We start from the raw sequence: 3777 nt of genomic DNA on the forward strand, positions 1-3777 counted from the left end.
AGATCAAGCGGTGCCGGCATTGTCCTGATTCCGCCACCAGCGCTCAACCGCTTCGATTACACACACTTCCTGCAGATAGTTAAGCTCGGCAAGCTTGCGACTCATCCCTACAGGATCAACGTCCCATTTATCCGCCAGGCCATCCTCAATCGCGTCTTCCCACCCCATGGACAGGCTGCCACGGATCAGCGCAGCCGGTTCGCTGCAAACACCCCCAAGCAAATCCCCTAGAGCATTCCACTCAGCATCGCTAAACAGCTTTTCAATGCGTTCACGGCGCAGGATTTCTGCATAGCGGTCGCCAATCACGTTGACGCGCCTGCTCGTCGTGATGCCCGCCTTGTCGCCTGTAACGCCAATAACGGCGTCCAGCTGGGGACCTATGTGAATTCCAGCTTTCTTGGACATGGTGCTGCCTTCTTACGAAAGAATTCTCGGCACTGTGGCCGGTGAAGGTGATTACATGAAGGTGATTACAATGTGCTGTTGGATTCGCAGAACTCTATCCAGGCAGATTCTCGGGTATTGCGCACGATTTCCCGGAGCTGCTCTTCAGCTTCAAGCTGATCAGCCCATACAGAATCACTGGAATAGCCAGCCAGGCTGTGATGGTAGGTTACAGAGATGTCGTCGGTAGCGAATCCCGCCTCGCCTGCCGACTGCTGCAATCTGGATTCGAGGAGGGAAGCATAGGCCTCGCCTGCGGCATCGATATCACTCCACTCAGAGCCGATAGAATCAGATAGAACATTAAGACGAACAGTTGCTGCTTTCATTGTTTTGTCCTCTGTGCATGCCGTGCATGGGATGCCGGCTTCTTCAGGGCAGTACAGGTTATGCAGATCTTCGAAATGGATCTTAGGTGCACCAAGGTGCACCGTCAAATCACATAGCTGTGATCGAGCGGGCCTACACGAGTCCAGCTCGATTCCTTAATCCCTACGCAGCGCTAGACTCCACGACGATTCTCGCCGCCTGCTCTGCATCCATGCCCATGCTCCATGCCTGCTGCAACCTGAACAGCTGAGCCTCTACGATGGCCGAAGCATTCGAATGGCCTACATCCAGTGCAGTTGCGACCTGCTCAACGACAGCTTCTTCCCATTCAAAATATTCACTCACTTTTATGTCCTCGTGGCATATGGAAGGATTGGCAGGACTCGCTCTGATCAGTCGCCACCACTGCCACTGTCACCACAGGAACTACCTGAATCACTGACGCCCCCGGTACAGGTAGGCCCCGTGTCGGTATTGCTCAGTATCGCCAGCGTAGCGAGGGTCGTGAGATCGGCTCCGCTGCTGTTTGAGGAGCTACCTGATTGAGATGCGTAATTGCGAGAGGTATAGCTACTGGCGCGGAAAGTGTTCTTGCGCTGACTCGTTGCGGGCTGAGCTGGAGCCCTTTGCGTTATTGGCTCCTCCTTTTCGCTGATCAGCTGCGTGACGAGCCAACCCAGCGCCAGCAACAGGCTTACCATCAGAAGAACAATCATCGGATTGATGGAGGCGTAGATACCCAGCATGTGGCCCAGGCACCAGGTCACGCTTAGGGACGCGATGTAGATAATCACGAGCTGCTTCGTATTCATGGGAAAGTCCTGAAAGTGGAAGACACTTTCACTCTCTCATGGGAATTGCGGGATGCAAGGGCTTGAGTGTCAGATATTGGCGCGTTTGATCAGAACATCTGCATGGCAGGGTTCGTCCAGGCGACACCAACAGGCCAGAGCCTTGCCACGCAGCTCCGTTATATCAAGGGCACCCGCCGCCAGCTGCTGATCCAGATACGCTGAAAACAGCGCTATGGCCTGCTCACGACCATGCTCGGCAACACTAAAGGGGTTTCCCCACTTGCCCGGTCTGGCAACACGTACAGCGCCTTCTGGCAAGCGCCAGCCCTTGATGCGACGTAACTGAATGCGCGCAGGCAAGTCATTCATGGTCACCAGCGCATGATGCTCAGCGCAGTAGTGGAGGTTATCGCCGACTTCTTGAGCACAATAGTCGCATAGTGGCCGATCACAGGTCTTGCTACGCGCGCCAACCACGTAATCGCACAGGTTTGTCCCGACATCTCCGCATTCAGCGCAATGTGGGCCGAGCTTTCCGCAGATATGCCCCATCAGGATGAACACTCCAGCTTTCTAGCAACCTCGGCAGCAGTGATGATATGGCCGCGCTTGAGTAGTCCCAGCCGTAGCGTATGTACAAACAGGTCCCGACTGGGCTTTTTTGCAAGAACGATTTCTTGCTCCCGGTCGTTCAGGTTGTACACCATGCAGTAGTGCTCTGCTGCTGCCTCAAAGGCACCGTTGAACCCATGAGCTATCCATTGGGTTCACCTTTGTGATCTTGCTGGTTAAAAGCGCACCCACTACCTGAGCTAGAGTATTCCTTGAGCGTACACAGTACAGTGAAGTTTTGGGCAAGACTTTCTCCCTCAATTAATTGAGCCACTGTTGGCAGACCTTCCAGCTCCAGAACAACTACTCGCAAGCCGTTGCGATGCCAATCCAAATGGTAGGTAGTACTGACGCCAGAAAAATGTAGCCAAGTAGTTTCCTGATTGACTGTCTTAAGCGTTTGCATGGTTCTACTCCGACGTAGCTGAGAAGGCCGCGCGAAACTTCTGCTCAAACGCAAGGTAGTCGTGCAGTAACTGTAACCGTTCAGCCTCACCTCGATCCACCCAGTCAGTACCCGTGGTTTCGGACCACTGCTCTCCACTGAAAAACAGGCCTGCCAGATCGCCGGTTTCTATCCCACATGCCGACTGGATGGCGATCAATGCTTCGTCCATATCGGACATGGCAGCAGACCTCTCAAGCAGCTTGGGAGTCGCCTTGCTGATATCAAACCGCACCTGCTTGGCGGTCGTTACTGGATTAAAGCAGGCATCATCTCCAGTGCGTCGTTTCTCCTCGATCAGCTGGTAAGCCTGGGTATCAAGGCCACCGCACAGATCGATCAAAAGCCCCTCATCACGGCAAAAGTCGCACTCGCCCGTTTGCCCTGCTTTCAGGTTGTCACCACAGCACTCACACGATTCTTGGATAGGTATGGATTGCTCTCAATTTTGCAGACTCAATCGAACCTAACATCCAAATCCTGTGATGCCTATTTAGAAAATGCAGAAAACCGGTTTGAGGACTTTTCGAAAGCTTTTCGTCAGACGCATCACGCAATTATCAAGGGAAATTGTAAGACGCTTAAGCACATTATTTCTTCAGCCGAGCATGACTTGGTAAAGCAACTAAAAGAAACGCTTTATAGTTACTTTAGAGACCTGAAACGACACACATATACTCTAATCCTAGCTTTTACTGGTATGCGTGATGCTGAGGTAGGTGCGTTGAAGACAGGTTCGGCCCATAGCCGTATCGAAGACGGAGAGCAATTTTATTACCTGAACAGCGTAATGACCAAAACGGCGGATAATGCTATCCAGCTGGATTGGATAGCTAATGAGCTCATCTATCGTGCTGTAACGTTACTATCAAAAGTCAACGCCCTTTACTATGAACGTGCCAGACTAATTCTGGAGTATCAATCGCACAGGTTAACTGAGACGACACGCAATAAACTGACATCTGGTTTGAAAAACCAGTGGTTATTTGGCCTGCGCCTAACGGTGTGTACATCTAATTTCGTAGTGTGCACAAAAGGCGGTGATTGCGTGAAGTCCTTACGCCTTGGCCTTTACCGTATCTTAGGGTTTGTCTGAAAAGTCGCGTTTGTTAGCCTAATGCCGTTGTGGCAAGCGGAGGCAGACATGAC

9 protein-coding genes are annotated in these 3777 nt (G+C 52.1%); 1 reads left to right on the forward strand and 8 read right to left on the reverse strand.

The features are described from left to right. Nucleotides 1-3: 3 nt before the first annotated feature. The 8 genes from B3729_RS12400 to B3729_RS12435 all read right to left on the reverse strand — a co-directional run bounded on the left by B3729_RS12400 (nt 4) and on the right by B3729_RS12435 (nt 2971). Entirely contained in the window at nt 4-408 is a 405-nt protein-coding gene (locus B3729_RS12400) for a hypothetical protein (protein WP_239382982.1), read from the reverse strand. Nucleotides 409-473: 65 nt separating this feature from the next. Next, entirely contained in the window at nt 474-776 is a 303-nt protein-coding gene (locus B3729_RS12405; protein ID WP_019364533.1) for a hypothetical protein, read from the reverse strand. A gap of 163 nt (nt 777-939) precedes the next feature. Further along, nucleotides 940-1122, reverse strand: a complete 183-nt coding sequence (locus tag B3729_RS12410) for a hypothetical protein (protein WP_019364532.1) — start codon at nt 1120-1122, stop codon at nt 940-942. Nucleotides 1123-1169: 47 nt separating this feature from the next. Continuing rightward, the gene (locus B3729_RS12415; protein WP_019364531.1) at nt 1170-1589 is read right to left on the reverse strand and encodes a hypothetical protein; all 420 of its coding nucleotides are present in this window, start codon (nt 1587-1589) and stop codon (nt 1170-1172) included. 69 nt (nt 1590-1658) lie between these two features. Then, entirely contained in the window at nt 1659-2135 is a 477-nt protein-coding gene (locus B3729_RS12420; protein WP_202801401.1) for a DUF4326 domain-containing protein, read from the reverse strand. After that, nucleotides 2123-2278 carry a hypothetical protein gene (locus B3729_RS12425; protein ID WP_019364529.1) on the reverse strand — a complete coding sequence of 52 codons (156 nt, stop codon included), beginning with the start codon at nt 2276-2278 and terminating at the stop codon, nt 2123-2125. Before B3729_RS12425 ends, B3729_RS12420 begins: the two co-directional genes overlap by 13 nt. Nucleotides 2279-2325: 47 nt before the next feature. Then, nucleotides 2326-2589: a hypothetical protein gene (locus tag B3729_RS12430; protein WP_019364528.1), complete on the reverse strand. Its 264-nt coding sequence runs from the start codon at nt 2587-2589 to the stop codon at nt 2326-2328. 4 nt (nt 2590-2593) lie between these two features. Beyond that, a complete protein-coding gene (locus B3729_RS12435; protein WP_019364527.1) occupies nt 2594-2971 on the reverse strand; it encodes a hypothetical protein in 378 nt (125 codons plus the stop codon). Between the two features lie 105 nt (nt 2972-3076). On the opposite strand from B3729_RS12435, the gene B3729_RS12440 reads away from it, so the two are divergent. Beyond that, nucleotides 3077-3724, forward strand: coding sequence for a hypothetical protein (locus B3729_RS12440; RefSeq protein ID WP_286788058.1), 648 nt, complete (start codon nt 3077-3079; stop codon nt 3722-3724). Nucleotides 3725-3777 lie beyond the last annotated feature (53 nt).

It is taken from the genome of Pseudomonas sp. UBA3149 (assembly GCF_002364655.1).
Lineage (GTDB): Bacteria > Pseudomonadota > Gammaproteobacteria > Pseudomonadales > Pseudomonadaceae > Chryseomonas > Chryseomonas luteola.